Source organism: Micromonospora sp. RV43 (genome assembly GCF_001029515.1).
GTDB lineage: Bacteria > Actinomycetota > Actinomycetes > Mycobacteriales > Micromonosporaceae > Micromonospora > Micromonospora aurantiaca.
The window spans coordinates 1-15,078 of record NZ_LEKG01000186.1; the positions used below are offsets into that span (position 1 = coordinate 1).

General features: G+C 72.2%; 13 protein-coding genes. 4 read left to right on the forward strand and 9 right to left on the reverse strand.

Annotated features, from left to right (window positions below; translation table 11 throughout):
• Window positions 1-286 precede the first annotated feature (286 nt).
• The 9 genes from ABD52_RS31390 to ABD52_RS31430 form a co-directional block, all read right to left on the reverse strand.
• Window positions 287-1,162, reverse strand: coding sequence for a replication-relaxation family protein (locus ABD52_RS31390; protein WP_013289201.1), 876 nt, complete (start codon window positions 1,160-1,162; stop codon window positions 287-289).
• Between the two features lie 209 nt (window positions 1,163-1,371).
• Window positions 1,372-3,777 carry an ATP-binding protein gene (locus tag ABD52_RS31395; RefSeq protein WP_235437613.1) on the reverse strand — a complete coding sequence of 802 codons (2,406 nt, stop codon included), beginning with the start codon at window positions 3,775-3,777 and terminating at the stop codon, window positions 1,372-1,374.
• A 107-nt stretch (window positions 3,778-3,884) separates the two neighbouring features.
• Window positions 3,885-5,672: a VirB4 family type IV secretion system protein gene (locus tag ABD52_RS31400; RefSeq protein WP_013289203.1), complete on the reverse strand. Its 1,788-nt coding sequence runs from the start codon at window positions 5,670-5,672 to the stop codon at window positions 3,885-3,887.
• Window positions 5,669-6,598, reverse strand: a complete 930-nt coding sequence (locus ABD52_RS31405) for a PrgI family protein (RefSeq protein WP_082171425.1) — start codon at window positions 6,596-6,598, stop codon at window positions 5,669-5,671. The genes ABD52_RS31400 and ABD52_RS31405 overlap by 4 nt, the downstream gene beginning before the upstream one ends.
• A 35-nt stretch (window positions 6,599-6,633) precedes the next feature.
• The gene (locus tag ABD52_RS31410; RefSeq protein WP_013289205.1) at window positions 6,634-7,548 is read right to left on the reverse strand and encodes a conjugal transfer protein TrbL family protein; all 915 of its coding nucleotides are present in this window, start codon (window positions 7,546-7,548) and stop codon (window positions 6,634-6,636) included.
• Between the two features lie 5 nt (window positions 7,549-7,553).
• Window positions 7,554-7,934 (reverse strand): pilin, encoded by a 381-nt coding sequence (locus ABD52_RS31415; RefSeq protein WP_013289206.1) that lies wholly within the window; start codon window positions 7,932-7,934, stop codon window positions 7,554-7,556.
• Window positions 7,935-8,678: 744 nt separating this feature from the next.
• Window positions 8,679-9,557 carry a hypothetical protein gene (locus ABD52_RS31420; protein ID WP_013289207.1) on the reverse strand — a complete coding sequence of 293 codons (879 nt, stop codon included), beginning with the start codon at window positions 9,555-9,557 and terminating at the stop codon, window positions 8,679-8,681.
• A gap of 351 nt (window positions 9,558-9,908) precedes the next feature.
• A complete protein-coding gene (locus tag ABD52_RS31425) occupies window positions 9,909-10,823 on the reverse strand; it encodes an IS3 family transposase (RefSeq protein WP_013289121.1) in 915 nt (304 codons plus the stop codon).
• Window positions 10,820-11,113 carry a transposase gene (locus ABD52_RS31430; RefSeq protein WP_013289120.1) on the reverse strand — a complete coding sequence of 98 codons (294 nt, stop codon included), beginning with the start codon at window positions 11,111-11,113 and terminating at the stop codon, window positions 10,820-10,822. The genes ABD52_RS31425 and ABD52_RS31430 overlap by 4 nt, the downstream gene beginning before the upstream one ends.
• A 566-nt stretch (window positions 11,114-11,679) precedes the next feature.
• Between ABD52_RS31430 and ABD52_RS31435 the strand changes: the two genes are divergently transcribed.
• From ABD52_RS31435 to ABD52_RS31450, 4 genes are read left to right on the forward strand one after another with little or no spacing between them, the layout of a single operon-like run.
• Window positions 11,680-12,606, forward strand: a complete 927-nt coding sequence (locus ABD52_RS31435; RefSeq protein WP_013289210.1) for a hypothetical protein — start codon at window positions 11,680-11,682, stop codon at window positions 12,604-12,606.
• Window positions 12,590-13,603, forward strand: coding sequence for a TRM11 family methyltransferase (locus ABD52_RS31440; RefSeq protein WP_041799148.1), 1,014 nt, complete (start codon window positions 12,590-12,592; stop codon window positions 13,601-13,603). The genes ABD52_RS31435 and ABD52_RS31440 overlap by 17 nt, the downstream gene beginning before the upstream one ends.
• Window positions 13,600-14,466, forward strand: a complete 867-nt coding sequence (locus ABD52_RS31445) for a hypothetical protein (protein ID WP_013289212.1) — start codon at window positions 13,600-13,602, stop codon at window positions 14,464-14,466. The genes ABD52_RS31440 and ABD52_RS31445 overlap by 4 nt, the downstream gene beginning before the upstream one ends.
• Window positions 14,463-14,981 carry a DNA cytosine methyltransferase gene (locus ABD52_RS31450; protein WP_047894132.1) on the forward strand — a complete coding sequence of 173 codons (519 nt, stop codon included), beginning with the start codon at window positions 14,463-14,465 and terminating at the stop codon, window positions 14,979-14,981. Before ABD52_RS31445 ends, ABD52_RS31450 begins: the two co-directional genes overlap by 4 nt.
• Window positions 14,982-15,078: the final 97 nt, after the last annotated feature.

Sequence of the window (15,078 nt, forward strand, 5' to 3'; positions counted from 1 at the left end):
GGTGGTTCCGAGGTGGGACCGGACCGGGGTGGAGATATATGAGGTGGTGTTGGTGCCGTGAACGGTAGCGGCCTGTTCTGTCAGGCCGATCCGACGAGTTGATCGCCGGAAAGGGCCGCTGGCCTGCACTGTGAGGCATTCCGGCCCGCTCGGCGATGTCGTCGGTGCGAACGCTGTGAGACTTTCCGGCTCTCACAGACGGTCTCGTTTCCTGACAGACGCGGACGGTGGCCGGCCTGTGCGCAGGTGCCCAGGCTGGCCTGTCTGCTGGCCTGCGGTGTGAGCCCTACAGGTCGTCGAAGCGCTGCGGGTTGGTGACCGTGTCGGGTCCGTGGTCGCAGGGCAGCTCGTGCAGGTACCGCCGGTGGGTGGGGTCTGAGACGAGGGTCCAGACCCGACCCGCCGGGTCCGGGCCGTGGACGGCGGTCGCGATCGGGCTGGCGGTGCGCAGCCCTGCGAGCACCCCGAGCAGGCTGGCCTCGCGGCGGTGGCTGGGGACCCAGAACAGCACGGGGTAGCGGGGGCCGAAGGTGGTGAGGCGTTCGTATCCGCGCAGCTTGGCCACGACCCGGGCGAGGTTCTCGGTGTCGTTGTCGTGCTCGAGGAAGAAGCCGGTCGAGGTGCCGCCGACGGTCCACACGCCGTGCCCGTCGGGGCGGATGCCGGCCTGGGCGTAGACGGTGGTGGCGTGCTGCTCGGACCACCAGCGCGACAGTAGGGCGTCGGGCGTGTGGCGGGCGGTGGCGATGAGGTCGGTGAAGAACTGGTTGACGCCGAGCAGGTGGTTGACCTGGCCGCTGGCGGCGATCCGCTTGGCCCGCTCCAGGGAGCTGCGGGGCGCCTTGCCGCCGAGCCCGTTCGGGTCGTGGTAGGTCGTCGGGTGCAGTTGCAGTCCGACGGGTCCGAGGGTGTAGAGCAGTGATCCGTACCGGCCGTGGGCGCCGCTGCGGCCGAAGCGGTGCAGCACGTCGAGGCGGTGCAGGATCGTCAGCCGCCGTTGGGCGGTGCGCCGGGTGTCGAAGAAGGCGTTGGTGATCTGGTCGGTGGACAGCAGGTAGTGCTCGGCGAGCAGCCCGAGGAGGGCGTGGTCGCGGGGGACGATGCGACCGAACACCGCGAGCGGATCCGGGCTGCTGGAGGCAGGAGGAACACGGGAGTACACGACGTTTGCTCCTAGGCAGGATGGGGCTCCCCTCCCGATCGGGAGGGGTGTCTGGGCAGGGGGAGGTCGGTGCGGAGGGCCTGTCAGGGGCGTGTGCGGCACTGACAGCCCAGGTCAACACTGTGCTGCGGATGTCCGACGGTCACCGGTGACGATCCCGCTGGCGAGCCGGTGCGCGACCCGGGCGACGCCACCGCCTGACAGACTCCTCAGCTGCGGTCGCCCTTCGGACGGGAGCGCCGCTTGTCGTCGGGCTTGCGGCTGAGCCGTTCGACGAGGTCGTCGACGGCGCTGGTGTCCTGGCTCGGTACCGCCGCGGCGGCGGCCTGGCGGATGGCGGTCGCCTCGCCGACTACCGGCCTCGGAGGCCGGGTCTTCATGGTGAACGCGGGCGTCTGCCGTCCGTTGACCACGAGGCGCGCGGCGGCGGTGTACGCGTCGAGGTGGGCCAGGTCGTGCTCGCCCAGTTCCGGCAGGGTGTGCCGGGCGAGCTGCCTGGCGTCCTCCGGCGCCACGGTGAAGTACACCTTGTTGCGGGCGTTGGCCGACGCCGCTGCCAGGAGGTCGCGGGGAAACTGGGCCAGGTCCTGGTGGGCGAGCACGAGCGACAGCCGGTACTTGCGGGCCTCGGCGAGCATCGTGTCCAGGCTGTTGGCCAAGGTCAGGAAGTTCTGGGCCTCGTCGATGATGAGGCTGGCGTCGCGGCGCCGGTCGGGAGCGACGCCGGCGCGGGCGGTGGCGGCCTGCCACACCTGCGCAAGGACGAGGGAGCCAAGCAGCCGGCTGGTGTCCTCGCCGAGCACGCCCTTGGGGATGCGGACGAGCAGCACCCCGCCGTCGAGCACGCGGCCCATGTCGAAGCTCGAGCGGGGGTAGCGCATGGTGCGTTTGACGAAGTCGCGCAGCAGGAACGCTCGCAGCCGGGCGAGGACCGGTCCGATGACCTGAGAGCGGAGGCTGTCGTTGAGGCTGTCGTACCACTGCCAGAAGCCGCTGAGCCCGGCCGGGTCGTCGAGGTCCACGGTCATCGCGGAGCGGAACTGGGGGCTGTTGAGTAGCGGAGGGATGTGTTGCAGGGTGACGTTGTTGTGGCGTAGCAGGGTCAGACAGGCCACCCGCATGACGTCGTCCATCCGCGGTCCCCACGCCTTGGCGAAGATGTTCCCGAAGATCGACACCAGGTTGTCGACCACCAGGTCGGGGTCGTCGCCTTCGAGGGGGTTCAGCGTCGGCGGGTTGTCCTGGTCGGGGTCGAACAGCACGACGCGGTCGGCGACGGTGGCGGGGAGCCGGTCGAGGATGTCCAGGACGAGGTCGCCGTGCGGGTCGATGACGACGGTGCCGCGGCCGGCCTTGATGTCGTCGAGGGCCATGTTGACCAGCAGGGTGGTCTTGCCGGAGCCCGTGGAGCCGATCACATGCATGTGATACCTCGCGTCCGGCACCGACAGCCCCACGCTGTGGCCGCCGATTTCGGCGTCGCCGAGCATCTTCACCCCACGCCCGCCGCCGGGGACGGCGACCGGCGCCGGCATCGACGCGGCCCGCGCGCGGTCGAGGCCGGGCACGGCGAGATCTTGTGGCAGGGCGGCCAGCGCGGCGAGTTCCGGGGCGGAGGTCAGGAATCCGGGGCCGAGCCGGCGGGCGGCCAGCACAGCCACCGCGGCGGGCATGCGGGCGCGGTGGGTGAGCCGGTTGCGGCCGGTGTGGATGGCGAACGCCGAGGCGATCGTGTCCGCGATGCCCCGCAGCCGGCCCCGCGGGTCGGCGCCGGGCCGCCGGCTGGTGCTGGCGACCGCGTACCGGATGCCGGTCTGCCACAGCGGGTGCGCTGTCTTATCCAGGATCGCCCGGACGTCGCGGTCGACGGTGGGATCCCGACGGGCGGCGGGCGCCGCGGTGCGGCCGGTGCCGCCGCTGCCGGCCAGGAACGCCTCCAGCAGCCACAGCACCGGCGCAGCCGGGTTGATCGCCGGCACGGCGCTCTTGCCGGCCCGCAGCCGCCCGGCCGCGCGGCGGGCCCGCGCCGCCCGCCGGGGGGTGGCCGGGCGGGCGAGGATCTGCACGCACGCGTGCTCGCCGGGTGTGAGCTGCGCGCCGGCCGCCATCAGCGGGCGCAGCGGGTCGGTGTCGTGGTCGGTGGCCAGCGGCAGCCACTCCGCGTACACGGGCAGCAGGTGCCCACCCGCCGCGGGACGCGCGTCCAGGGGAATGGGCGGTGGCGGGCTGTCGTCGGTGGTGGTGGCCGCGCCGGGCCACGCCGCCCGCACCGCGGCCTCGACCGCACCGGGCGGAACGCTGCCGGGCACCCAGATCGAGATGAGCAGTTGCCGGCCGGTCCACGTGTACTGCCACACGACGTGCGGGGCGCCGTGGAGCAGGCGCCGCCGCCGCGACGGGGTCAGCACGCCGGCCAGGTTCGCCCACAACGCTGGCGCGCTGTGCGGATCGACCTCCGGCGGCGGCGCGATCGTCACCAGCCGCGCGCCGCGGGCGTGGTGGCGGTGCCGCCACATCTCGACCAGGTTGCGGGCCGCGATCCACGCGATCAGCAGAGCGGCGGCGACAGCCGCCAGCCACGGCCGCTGTGTGGCCCACACGGCGGCGTCGACCAGCGCCGACGCGGGTCCGGTGGGGGGCGGGATAGGATCGGCGCCCGGGCCGATGGTGGGGCCGGGCGCCGGTGACAGGAGCACTGCTCTGAAGGCTTCGGTCGGTGGTGTCACAGGTCGTCCTCCTCCTCGTCGAGGTCGTCCAGCTCGGCCGGGTCGGTGGTGCACAGGGCGTGCTCGGCATCGGAGGAGATCGACTCGAAGCTGGTCCTGCTCACCCCGGAGATCAACAAGCCGTGGCCGCGGCGGGCCGCCAGCAGCAGCCGCCGCTCGCCGTCGGTGAGCCCGAACGCCTCGCCGACGGCGTCGATGGCCTGCGGCGCCTGCCGCAGCAGCACCTGCGTGGCGGCGTTGGACACCACGGCCTGGCCGAGGTCGGTGCCCAGCACGTCGGCGGCGTCCTGGGTGATGACGGTCAGCCCGGCGTTGCGCTTGCGTGCCGCCTTCGACATGCGGAACAGGAAGCGGGCGCCCTCGCCGTCGCGCATCAGCAGCCACGCCTCGTCGACCACCACGAGCCTCCGCCGTGACGGGCGGTGCGGGGCGTCGACCGTGCGCCAGATCGCGTCGAGGGCGAGCAGGGTGCCGACGGTGCGCAGTTCATCGGGCAGGTGCCGCAGCGACCACACGACCAGGTGTCCGACCGGGGCCTGGGTGGTCGGTGCGTCGAACAGGTCGGCGAAGCTGCCCTGCACCCACGGCGCGAGCCGGGCGGCCAGCGTCGCGGCGGCCGGGTCGTCGTCGGCGCGCAGTGTTTCGGCCAGGTCGCGCAGCAGCGGCGCGGGCCGGTGGTGGGTGGCCGGGTCCGCGGTGATGCCGGCGGCCCGATAAGTGGCGAGGATCGCCCGGTCCAGCGCGGCGCGTTCCGCCGGTGGCGGCTGGTGGCCGAGCAGCACGCTGATGAGCGTGTGCAGGAACAGCCCGCGGCGGGTCAGCGTGTCGGGACGCCGGTCGCCGGCCGGCAGGTCCAGGGGGTTGATCTTCACGCCGGGCAGACCCAACCGGACGATGCTGCCGCCGACCGCGTCGGCCAGGCGCAGGTACTCGTCCTCGGGGTCCACCACCGCGACCTGCACACCCTGGTAGAGGTTGCGCAGGACCTCCAGCTTCACGAAGTACGACTTCCCGGCCCCGGACCTCGCGAGGACGACCGAGTTGTGGTTCTCCTGCGCCCAGCGATCCCACCACACGATTCCCGAGCTGGCGGGGTTGACGCCGTAGAGGACACCGCCGGTGGCCGGCGGGTCGCCGGGCAGCGGCGCGGGCAGGTCCGGGCTCGACAACGGGAACGCGGCGGCGAGGGCCTGGGTGTCCATGGTGCGCAGCATCCGCAGCCCGTCCGTCGCCAGGGGCAGGGTGGTGGTCCAGCCGGGAAGCTGCCGCCAGGTCGCGGGCTGCACCTCCAACAGGGTCGACGCGGCGGCGGCCCGGACCTGCGCGCACGCCTGCATCAGTTCGTCTTCGGTGCGGGCGTGCACGGTCAGGTACAGGCCGACGCGGAACAGCTTCGCCGCGCCTCGAGCCAGCCGCTCGGCCAGGTCACCGGCGTCGTGCGCTGCTGCGTCGACGTAGGGGTCGGCCAGCTTGCCGCGTTCGGAGTCGGCCCGCCGCGACGACTCCAGCCGTGCGCGCTGCTTGCGCAGCCGGGACGCGGCGATCGGCGCCGGCAGCGGCTCGATGTGCACCGCGAGGTCGAGGCGGCCCGGCCAGGACAGCAGCGGCTCCAGCCACGCAGGTCCCACCTCGGCCGGGTAGCCGGTCACCACCAGGGTGGCGGCGTAGCCGTCGCCCACGCGCAGCCACCGGGGCGTGACCTCGACGGTGGCTGGCGCGACCGCCGACGCCAGCGAGCCCGGCCGCGGTGCGCCGTCGTCGCCGGACCGTCTCTTCCTGATCATGAGCTCTTCCTCCTGGTGCGGGTGCGGGTGGGTGCGGCGGCGGTGATGACGGCGTCGGGTGCGGCCAGGCCGCCGGGACGCGGCGGCCGGTACGGGTCGGCTGCGGAGGCCAGGGCGGCGGTGACCGCCGGGCCGTCCAGCACCCGTGGGGTCACTCCGAGGCCGGACAGGGCGCGGACGGTGTCGTCGGCGCGGCGCCGCGCGGCGTGGTGGCCGTGCTCGCCTGCGGCGGTGCGCGCGACGATGAGGATCTGCCGGCGCAGCGGGTCGCGGCGGGCGGCGAGGTCGCCGAGGAACTCGGCGTGGTCGGCGCACGCCGCTCGCAGTTGCGGGTGCGGCTGGGCGTGCGCGGCGGCGGCGAGGGCCCGGCTGTGGGAGGCCAGGTCGACCGGTTGCGCGGACACGACGATCTGCGTCGGGGTCGACAGGCTGTTGAGCCACCGACCCCAGCTGTCGATCAGCGCCGTCTGCTCGACGGGGGTGCGCAGCGCGAGGTTCACGGTGGTGGTGCCGACGATCGCCGCCCGGGCGCTACCGAGGCTGACCTCGCCGTCGTCGTCGATGGCGTCGGCGGGTAGCCGCAGCGGCGCCGGCAGCGGCACGCGGCCGCTCTTGGGGGTCTCGATCCAGTCCGGCGGTGCGCCGTCGGTGGAGGTGGCGGTGGACAGCGATCGGGGGGTGCGGGTGTGGCCGATGGCGTGCAGCAGCCACACATCCATGGACAGGCCGTCGCGGCGGCCGAGAGCCAGGCCGGTGACCAGCCCGCCGAGCACCACACCGGCACCGATGAGGACCGGCGCCGGCACGACGTCGTGCAGGGCGCGCCACGCGGCGTAGAAGCAGAGCGCGCCGGCGGCGACGATCGCCAGCTGGTGGAACGTCAGGCCGTAGGCGACCTTGTCGGGGGCGTCGACGTCGGCGGACATGCGTGCCCTCATCGGCGCTTCGGATTCGGGTCGGGTCATCTGATGGTCCTCCGGAGGGTGTTCAGGCCCGGGATGGTGCGGGCGATCTGCTGCACCACGACGACGCGGACGACCGCGCCGAGCATGGTGCTCGTGCCGCGTCCGGTCTGGCCCGCCCAGCGGGCCATCAGCCCGGGGATCTTGACGGTGGTCCAGAGCAGCACCACCACGACCAGGAGGTTCAGCGTGCCGCCCGGGTCGACGGGCAGGCCGAACACCGGCAGCATGGTCGCCGGGTCGAGCAGTGTCTGCTGCCCCGCGGTGAGGAAGAACGCCTGCGCCACGGGGATCGCCAGGCATCCGCCGTAGGAGCGCCACCACAGCCGGGCGAGGCCGTCGGTCTGCGGCAGCGCGTGGCAGGCCAGCGCCAGCGGCGCGATGCTCGTCATCACCAGCAGCGCCACGAACCGGCCGATCAGCTGGAACGCGGCCGTCACGACCAGGACGGTGATGATGAGGATCAGGACCAGGAACAGCAGCGGGACGGTGCGCTCCTGCGCCGCCGCGAGGTGGCTGCGGATCGCGGTGAACGCGCCGTCGCCGTCGTAGCCGCCCTCGCTGATCGCCGCGGTCAGGGCGTTGGCGAGATCGATGAGCTGGTCGCAGGCCAACTGGGAGAAGTGCGCGGCGGTGAACCCGACGACCAGCCTCGGCAGGAGGTCCTTGACCGTGTAGCGGGACTGTTCGCCGCCGCCGGCGACCATGACGAGCACGCCGGCGGCGACGAACGCCAACACGAAGACGGTGTCCACGATCCATACCGACCGGCCGGTGAGCGCCTGCACCTGCGGCAGCCCGGTGACCTTCGGTGTGGTGAGCAGAATGCCGGTGATGAGGTCGAAGATCGCGTTGAGGCAGGCCAGGATCGCCGTGGTGAGCCAGTCAAGAGCCTGGTCGAGGACCCATCCCATGACGGTCAGCCCCCGACGATGCCCTGGATGACCTGCAGCAGGATCGGCGCGAGGACGGCCAGGCCGTAGCCGATCAGCGCGTTGCGCAGGGCGAGTTTGGCTTTCTCGACCTGCGACGGGTCACCACCGGCGGTGGCCCAGTACACGCCGGCCAGGACGAGGAAGAGGGTGGCGATGGCGGCCAGGATGCCCATGACCCAGTTCTGCAGGTTGGCGATCACCACCGGCAGCGAGTTCGCCGCCAGGTAGACGGCGCCGCCCGGATCGGCGTACGCGGAGGCCGGGACAGCGAGCGACAGGCCAGCGCCGGCCAGCGGTACGGCCACACGCAGTGCGAGACGAACGGCTCGCGGGATTCGGAGAGTGCGGTGTGGAGTGCGGGACATTGCGGTTCACCTCCCGCCGCGCCCCGGCCACGAACAGGCGTGACCGGGGGCGGCGATTGCTCGAAGCGGTCCGATGGGACCGCCGCCGGGCGCAGGCGAGAAGCGCGCGAACCGCGTGAGCCCCGGGAGGAGCTCGTCCTCCCTCATGGGTGGGTTGCGGTCATCAATGTGGTGTCAGCGCATCAACGTGGCGCGGCACCCGAGGCGCGTGGATCGCGGCTCCTCGCATCGCCCGGCGGCGGGCGGGACCGGCGAGCGGTACGGCTCGCGAAAAGTCCCGCACCCCCAAACCGGGATTTGTGAGCCCTGGCGAACACTTCCCGCGCCCACACCGCTCTGGTGCGGACTCACATCGCAGGTCAAGGCTTGTTTCACCGGCGACAAGGTGGGCGGAGGGCGAGGACTCACAGCCGGATCGGAATCGGATGCCTGGGAGCGGTGTGAGCGCCGCCGACGCTCACAGCTCTTGACAGGGCCGCCTCGGTCCACCCTGAGCCGAGTGCTCCGGACAACGGCGGACAGGTCCTCACCGCGGAAGCGGACGGGCCGAGCGGCGGCCTGCAGGACGCGACCCGTGACTGCGGGGCAGGTGACTGAGAAATAGGCACCATCCCTTCCCCCGTCAATCTGCTCCAGCGCAGGCGCTGCCTGTGGAGCAGCTGCGCCGCGAGCGGCACCGGGCACACGAGAACGGCCGTGGCGCGACGTTGCACGTCGGGCCACGGCCGTTCTCGGCCAGCGGGGTCAGGCGGCTGCTGCGGCGTGCTGCCGGGCGGCTTCGCGGCGGGCAGCGGCGGCACGACCGGCTCGGCGCCGACTGCGCTGCTCCGCCCGCTGCCGCAGCCGCGCCGTGGTTTCCGGCGACGCGACCCCGGTCAGCAGCCCGTCGGCGAGGGCCTCGGCGAGGCGGCTGTCGATGCGCGACAGCCGCATGCGCAGGGCGTCGACGCTGAGGCCGTTGCTCGCGGCGATGGGCTCGATCGCCCGGCGCCCGAGCCGCACGTCGATGTAGGCCTGCTCGTCCTCGGGGTCAAGGACCCCGAGAGTCACCGCGCGGCGGACCAGCAGGTCCGGATGCCCGTACGGCACCCGGGGGGTGCGCGGGCCGGGGGCGATGTGCTCGATGTCCTCCACCGGCATGTACTCCTGCTGCTGCAGCCGCAGGTCCCGCCCGGCTCGCCACGCCGCCTTGCACAGGCTCGCGTACGGCGCGGGTTTGGTCAGGTCCGCCCGGTCGCGTATCGCGGCCAGGAACCCGGTCAGGATCTCGGCGTCGATATCCGCCGGGTCGCCGTCGTAGCCCTCGCACAGCTGGCCCGCGTACTGCTGCAGCGCCGGCATCGCCATGCCGACCGCGGCGACGACCCAGTGCGGCCCGTCGAGCCGCGCGCGGCGGATCAGCTCCCGCCACACCTCGTCACGCGCCGTGTAGGCGCGGGGGTGGCGCAGCAGCCAGTCCCGCAGCGCCGGCAGCGCCATCACCGGCTGCGGGAGCTTCGTGTCGAAGAAGAACGCCGTGCAGTCAAGGACCAGCGGCGCGGGCTCGCAGGTCAGCGCGGCGAAGGCGGTCTCCGCCGCGTCGAGGGCGGAAGTCGGCCAGTTCGTAGCGTCGGACACGCTCATGTCAACACTCCTGTGACACCGAAGGGATGGGATGCCGTCGCCGGCGATGTCACGGCGACCGGCGGCTTCGATTGCGCCACAGACGGCTCACAAGGAACTGACAGAGCTGTTCAGAGCGCCGATCACCGCCGTCGTCCCGGCCTGCTGTCAGTGGCCCCTACGCACGACGTTCCATCGCCGCTGATCGTTGGCCGGGAGTCTGACAAAGGCCGGTTGACCTGCCCTGTGACACCCCTGACAGAGCCTGTTACCGCGCGGTTCGCAGGCGGTGGCACAGCCGCGCGCCGCGACCGCGTGACACGGCGTCCACGACCTCACCGGCAACGCGCAAGGTCCCTTGTGAAGTGACCCCTATCGGCCGGACACCTCGATGTGTGTCAGGGACTCTTGGTGGATCTTCTCGTAGGTGTCGGGGCTGACGTTACCCAGACGGCTGTGCCGACGCCGAGGGTTGTAGAAGCCTTCGATGTAGGAGAAGACCTCCATCTCCAACTCGTGCCGTGACGGCCAGGCCCGGGTGTAGACCAGTTCGGTCTTCAGGGTGGCGAAGAACGTCTCGGCCATGGCGTTGTCGTAGCAGTCGGCGACCGAGCCCATCGAGGCCAGGACGCCGCAGGAACGCAGGGTCCGGCCGAACTCGAACGACGTGTACTGCGTCCCCCGATCCGAGTGATGGATGAGCTGGTCACGGGCCGGTCGGCGGTGCTGGATGGCCATGCCGACCGCGTCGAGGATGAGTTCGGTGCGCAGGTGATCGGCCATCGCCCATCCGACGACGCGGCGGGAGTAGGCGTCGACCACGACTGCGAGGTAGAGGAAGCCTTCCCAGGTGCGTAGGTAGGAGATGTCGGCAACCCAGAGCCGGTTCGGGGCGGTGGCGTGGAACTGCCGCTGGACCAGGTCCGGTGCGGTCGCCGTGGACGCGGCCTTGCGGCGGGGCTTGCCGCGCCGCCGCCGGTGAGCGCCCTCGATCCCCGCCAGCCGCATCAGTCTCGCTACCGCCTTACGGTTCCAGCGGTGACCGCGCTCGTGCAGCTCAGCGGTGAGCCGGCGGGCGCCGTAGACGCCTCGGTGTTCCGACCACGCCTGCCGGGTGACCTCGACGCGCTGTTCGTCGTGGCGTTGCCGGTCGGCGGCACGTTGTCGACCGGCGCGGAGCCACTGGTAGAAGGCGCTGTGGCCGACGCCGAGGAGCCGGCAGAGCAGACGGACCGGGTAGGTGGTCTTCTCCGCGTCGATGAACCGGTACACGTCGGTCCGGTTCACCGCTCCGTCTCGCGTGCGAAGAAGACCGCGGCTTTTTTCAAGATCTCCTTCTCCAGCTCCAACTGCGCGACCTGCCGCCGCAACCGCACCAGCTCGGCCCGCTCGTCAGCGGCCAGGTCGCTGGGTCGGCCACCGTCGCGCTCCTGCCGCATCCGGTCGACCCAGTTGCGCAGCGTCTCGTGGTTCACACCCAACTCCCGGCCCACGTCGCGGATCGTGCGACCAGAGTCGAGCACCAACGCCGCGGCCTGGCGGCGAAACTCCTCGGGGTACTTGCTCTGTCGAGCCACAGCGTTTTCCTCCTCCTCGGCAGGATGCCAAGTCAGGAGATGTCCGGTCTCAGGGGGTCACTTCACTTGTGACAATCCGGTCGCCTCACAGCGCCACTGTCACGACCCTGCCGCCGACGACCCGCGCGGGCTCGGCAGTGCCCGTGACAGTCGCAGGCGCGCTGTCACCGCTAGACATCCCGCACCCTGTGACAGGCGATGCCGCGTCGATGACATCGCCGCCGGCACGCGGCGCCCGACGCGTCTCACAGTGCTGGTCACAGCGCTTGTCCACGTCGACGTCCGAAGCGTTCTCCGCACCGGCGTCCGCACCCGTCATCACTTCTGTCAGTGACACAGCGTCACTGACAGAAGGTGGCCGGCGTGAAGCCGGGCCCCGTCGCGGTAGGGCGGCTGCCGACGGCTCGTCACGTCGCGAGCGACCGACAACGTGACGGAAATCAGCACAAGCTGATGGCGGGTCGAGCGTTGTGAGTGCTTGTGGGTTCGGCAAGTGTTCGCAGGGGCTCACAAAACCCGGTTTGGGGGTGTCAGCGCTTCACGGCGCGGCGCGGAGCCGACAGCACATGAGCGAGCACACGCCGCACCCGCACCACCCGGCCGGCCACACCGAGCCGGCCGACTCCACACTGATCGACCTGGTCGCCGGCGATCCGCCGGTGCCGATCACGGTCTGGCGCACGGCCCGTACCGACGCCGAAACCCACACCAGCCTACCCACCCGTCTGGCCTACCGCCTCGTCGCCGCGTACAGCCGGCCGGGGGAGGCGGTCGTCGACTTCACCACCGATCACGCCCTGTCCCCGGTCTGCGCCCGAGGCGGGCGCCAGCACCACCGCGCCTGGTTCACCGACAGCTCCACCCTGGTCATCGGACCCGCCACCACCGGCCTGCCGGCGGCCACGACCGAGACCGGCCCACTCACCGCGCCCGGCGAGCCGGATGGCGGCGACGCGCAGGAGCCGCCCGAGCTGGTCGACTGGTTCGGCGACGACCTCACCGACCCCGACCTGCCCGGCGCCGACGCCGCGGTCGTCCGGCCGCCCGACGACGGTCCGCTGGACGCGGCCCCCAGCCTGGTGGTCGCCACCTGGCCGCTGCACGAGGCCGACACGACCGCCCGGGTCCGCCTCGCCTGGCTGCTGGCCGCAGGCGCGCGGCTACTGCGCCCCGGCGGCTGCCTCGTCCTCGTCGTCGGCGTGCCCGCCGGCACGCAGCCCACGCCGGAGGACTTCGGGCCGCTCGTGGCCGCCGCCTCCCGGGCCGGACTGGGCTACCTGCAGCACATCGTCGCCGTGGAGGCCGACACCGAGGGCGACCAGTTCGTCTACCACGTCGCCGACGAGGAACTGCTCACCCTGGCTCACGCCGACCCCGAGCAGTGGTCGGTCGCCCACCTGCGGGTGCACGCCGACCTGATGGTCTTCACCCCACACCCGGCTCCCGCAGCCGAGTCGCGGCGGCGCCGCGACGGCGGTGAGCGCCGTGCCTGAGCACACCACCACCGGACCATCCGACCCGAACGAGCCGGACACCCGCAGCCCCGCGGCCAGCGAGGACTACCCGGGCCGGCACCGCGACTACGAAGGCCGCCACCGCGGGTACGACGGCCGCCACCGCGCCGACCCCGAGGGTCTGTCCGTCTGGGCCACCGCCCAGTCGACCGGCCCCGTCCAGCGACGCGGACGCTACGTGCCGGAATCGGTCAAGCATCCCGCCCGGATGCTGCCCGCCATCGCCGCCCACGCCATCGCCGCCTACACCCAGCCCGGCGACCTGGTCCTAGACCCGATGTGCGGCATCGGCACCACCCTGGTCGAGGCCGTCCACGCCGGACGCGACGCCTTCGGCATCGAGTACGAGCCGCAATGGTCGAACATCGCCGACGCCAACATCCGCCACGCCCACGACCAGGGCGCCAGCGGACGCGCATCGGTCATCCGCGGCGACGCGACCCGGCTGATGTCCCTCGTTCCGAAAGCTCTCACCGGGCAGGTGGCGCTCGTGGTCACCTCGCCGCCGTATGGGCCGACCGTCCACGGCCTCGTCCGCCCCGGCGAGCACGGGGTCGTCAAGTACGACGACCGGTACAACGACGGCGAGGACCGGGGCAACCTCGCCTACCGCGACCTGACCGGCCTCGCCGACGGCTTCGCCCAGATCCTGGCCGGCTGCGCCGCCCTGCTGCGACCCGGCGGCGTCGTCGTGGTCACCGCCAGGCCGTGGCGCAAGCGCGGCGAGCTGGTCGACCTGCCCAGCGCCGTCATCGCCGCCGGGCTGCGCGCCGGGCTCGTGCCGATCGAGCGGTGCGTCGCCCTGCTAGCCGCGGTCCGTGACGGGCAGCTCGTCGCCCGCCCGTCGTTCTTCCAGCTCCAGCAGGTCCGCAAGGCCCGCTCGTCCGGGGTGCCGATGCACCTCATCGCGCACGAGGACGTCCTGATCTTCGCCAAGCAGGCGCCGCCGCAGGACGGAACCGAGGTGGTCGTGTGAGCGCACCCACCCACCGCTACCTGTCCCTGGGCGCCGGCGTGCAGAGCTCCACGCTCCTGCTGCTCGCCGCCCACGGCGCGATCCCCGGGTTCGACGCGGCGATCTTCGCCGACACCGGCTGGGAGTCGGCAGCAGTCTACCGGCATCTGGACCGCCTGACCGGCATCGCGCGGCAGGCCAGCATCGAGGTCGTGCGCGTCAGCACCGGTGACATCCGGGCTGACGCGCTCGACCCAGGCCACAGGTTCGCCTCCATGCCCCTGTTCACCCTGGGACCCAACGGTGAGCGGGGCATGGCCCGCCGGCAGTGCACCGGCGAGTACAAGATCAAACCGATCAAGGCGGAGGTGCGGCGCCGGCTGGGCTACCCGCACCCGACGCGAGTGCCGGCCGGGGTTTGGGTGGAGGTCGCGATCGGGATCAGCCTCGATGAGATCGGCCGGGCCCGTGACTCCGACGTCGCCTACATGCGCAACGTGCACCCGCTGCTCGACCTGGGCTGGCGGCGCACCGACTGCCTGCGCTTCCTGGCCGAGCACGGTCTCGCCGACACCCCGAAGTCGTCGTGCGTGGGCTGCCCGTTCCACGACGACGGCTTCTGGCTCGCCATGCGCGAGCACAGCCCGCAGGAGTGGGCCGACGCGGTCGCCTTCGACCGCGCCATCCGCAACGGCTCCGCGCGGGCCAACGCCGACGGGCACCCGCTGCGCGGGCAGTTCTTCCTGCACCGCCAGCGGGTGCCGCTCGACGAGGTGCAGCTGCGCCCACGCCCCCGACCAGGGGATGCGCCGGGCTGTGGGCCGTGGACCTGCCCCCACGACGAGCCGGCGACAGCGGACGCCGGGCGCGGGGAGGTGGCGTGAGCATTGCCCACACCACCGCCCCCCGGATCGGATCGGTCTGCACCGGCTACGGCGGGCTCGACATGGCCGTCGAACTGGTGCTCGGCGGCCAGCTCGCCTGGTACGCCGAGACTGACCGGCACGCCGCCACCGTCCTCGCCCACCACTGGCCCGACGTCGACAACCTCGGCGACATCCGCACCGTCGACTGGACGCAGGTCGCGCCCGTCGACATCGTCACCGCAGGATTTCCCTGCCAGGACATCAGCAACGCCGGAAAACGCGTCGGTATCACCGGCGAGCACTCCAGCGTCTGGAACCACGTCGCCGCAGCCGTTCGCGTCCTTCGACCGCGGCTGCTCTTCGTGGAGAACGTCGCTGCCCTCCTGCGGCGAGGACTCGACGTCGTCCACGCCGATCTGGCCGCGATCGGGTACGACACGAGCTGGCTATGCCTACGCGCATCCGACGTCGGTGCCGCTCACCGCAGGGACCGGCTGTTCCTGCTTTATCTGGACACTCTCGCGCAGTCGTGATGGAGATCACGGGTCGTTGACGTTCACGACGCCGGGTTGAACAGTTTCCAGTGCCCCTCGGAGATGACCTCGACGCCGCTGTCGGTCACTTTGATGG